Genomic DNA, 1,467 nt, shown 5'->3' with positions numbered 1-1,467 from the left:
ACAATATTGTGTGGTAATGATGGCAAGAAGGTCACACCTGTTCCCATCTCGAACACAGAAGTTAAGCTTCTTAGCGCCGAATGTAGTTGGGGGTTTCCCCCTGTGAGACTAGGACGTTGCCATGCAATATAAATATTCCGCAATAGCTCAGTTGGTAGTAGCGCTTGACTGTTAATCAAGATGTCGTAGGTTCGAGTCCTACTTGCGGAGTTGGTAGAGTACCTTGCCTGATGGAGAGTTGTCCGAGAGGCCGAAGGAGCACGATTGGAAATCGTGTAAACAGGAAACTGTTTCAAGGGTTCGAATCCCTTACTCTCCGTTAAACCAGATAAGGCCCGTTGGTCAAGCGGTTAAGACACCGCCCTTTCACGGCGGTATCACGGGTTCGATTCCCGTACGGGTCATTTTGGAGGATTAGCTCAGCTGGGAGAGCGTCTGCCTTACAAGCAGGATGTCGGGGGTTCGAGCCCTCATCCTCCATAACACTTATTAATACCTGGTCCCGTAGTGTAGCGGTTATCACGCCTCCCTGTCACGGAGGAGATCGCGGGTTCGATTCCCGTCGGGACCGTTAGTTTAAAATATTATTATGGTCTGATAGCTCAGTTGGTAGAGCACTTGATTGAAGCTCAAGGTGTCGGCAGTTCGAATCTGTCTCGGACCATACGGAGGGATAGCGAAGTGGCCAAACGCAGCGGACTGTAAATCCGTTCCTTCGGGTTCGAAGGTTCAAATCCTTCTCCCTCCATTATTTCTTTTAAACTAAGGGATATTACTTGGATAGGGACATAGTTAAACGGTATAACTACGGTCTCCAAAACCGTCATTGTGGGTTCGATTCCTACTGTCCCTGTTTTTTAATATTTTGGCGGGTGTGGCGAAGTGGTTAACGCATCGGTTTGTGGCACCGACACTCGTGGGTTCGATTCCCATCACTCGCCCTTTTTTTTATTGGGATATAGCCAAGCGGTAAGGCAACAGACTTTGACTCTGTCATGCGTTGGTTCGAATCCAGCTATCCCAGTTGCATTATGGCGGTATAGCCAAGTGGTAAGGCATGGCTCTGCAAAAGCTTGATCGCCGGTTCAAATCCGACTACCGCCTTTCACGCTTCTAACCAAGAAATACGCATATATATTGATTTGCCGGTGTGGCGGAATTGGCAGACGCGCTGGACTCAAAATCCAGTGTCCTCACGGACGTGCCGGTTCGACCCCGGCCACCGGTACTAATGGTTGATATAACCAATCAAATAAAAGACTCGAAACGTTCATTAGTTAACGTTTCGAGTCTTTTTTGTTTTGGGAAAATATGAATTGGCTAAGCGCCTTTTCATCTATGGCTCTTCGACATTTAATGTGGATAGCTTAATTTAAGCAAGAAACTTAAATTCATTTTATATGGATTTGAGTTTCTTTTTTATTTTAAATGAGATTTGATAAAAGAAGAACTATCTTTTTTGTCCTT

General features: G+C 45.9%; 12 tRNA genes and 1 rRNA gene. All 13 read left to right on the top strand.

The features are described 5' to 3' along the window. Positions 1-9: 9 nt before the first annotated feature. The 13 genes from rrf to B9P78_RS09495 all read left to right on the top strand — a co-directional run bounded on the left by rrf (position 10) and on the right by B9P78_RS09495 (position 1,228). Positions 10-125: ribosomal RNA gene (gene rrf / locus B9P78_RS09555) — 5S ribosomal RNA — on the top strand. Between the two features lie 11 nt (positions 126-136). Then, positions 137-210: transfer RNA gene (locus B9P78_RS09550), tRNA-Asn, on the top strand. Between the two features lie 22 nt (positions 211-232). After that, a tRNA-Ser gene (locus B9P78_RS09545) sits at positions 233-319 on the top strand. A gap of 13 nt (positions 320-332) precedes the next feature. Beyond that, a tRNA-Glu gene (locus B9P78_RS09540) sits at positions 333-404 on the top strand. 4 nt (positions 405-408) lie between these two features. Then, positions 409-480: transfer RNA gene (locus B9P78_RS09535), tRNA-Val, on the top strand. An 18-nt stretch (positions 481-498) separates the two neighbouring features. After that, positions 499-571: transfer RNA gene (locus tag B9P78_RS09530), tRNA-Asp, on the top strand. 20 nt (positions 572-591) lie between these two features. Beyond that, positions 592-664, top strand: a tRNA-Phe gene (locus B9P78_RS09525). 3 nt (positions 665-667) lie between these two features. Beyond that, positions 668-748, top strand: a tRNA-Tyr gene (locus tag B9P78_RS09520). Positions 749-782: 34 nt separating this feature from the next. Continuing rightward, positions 783-853 (top strand) — tRNA-Trp (locus tag B9P78_RS09515). 15 nt (positions 854-868) lie between these two features. After that, positions 869-941 (top strand) — tRNA-His (locus tag B9P78_RS09510). An 11-nt stretch (positions 942-952) separates the two neighbouring features. After that, positions 953-1,024 (top strand) — tRNA-Gln (locus tag B9P78_RS09505). 9 nt (positions 1,025-1,033) lie between these two features. Then, positions 1,034-1,104: transfer RNA gene (locus B9P78_RS09500), tRNA-Cys, on the top strand. 40 nt (positions 1,105-1,144) lie between these two features. Then, positions 1,145-1,228 (top strand) — tRNA-Leu (locus B9P78_RS09495). Positions 1,229-1,467 lie beyond the last annotated feature (239 nt).

It is taken from the genome of Aerococcus sp. 1KP-2016, from assembly GCF_002252085.1.
In the GTDB taxonomy this organism is placed as follows: domain Bacteria; phylum Bacillota; class Bacilli; order Lactobacillales; family Aerococcaceae; genus Aerococcus.
The sequence above is the reverse complement of the archived record's forward strand: the minus strand, read 5'-3'. Positions and strand labels throughout refer to the sequence as shown.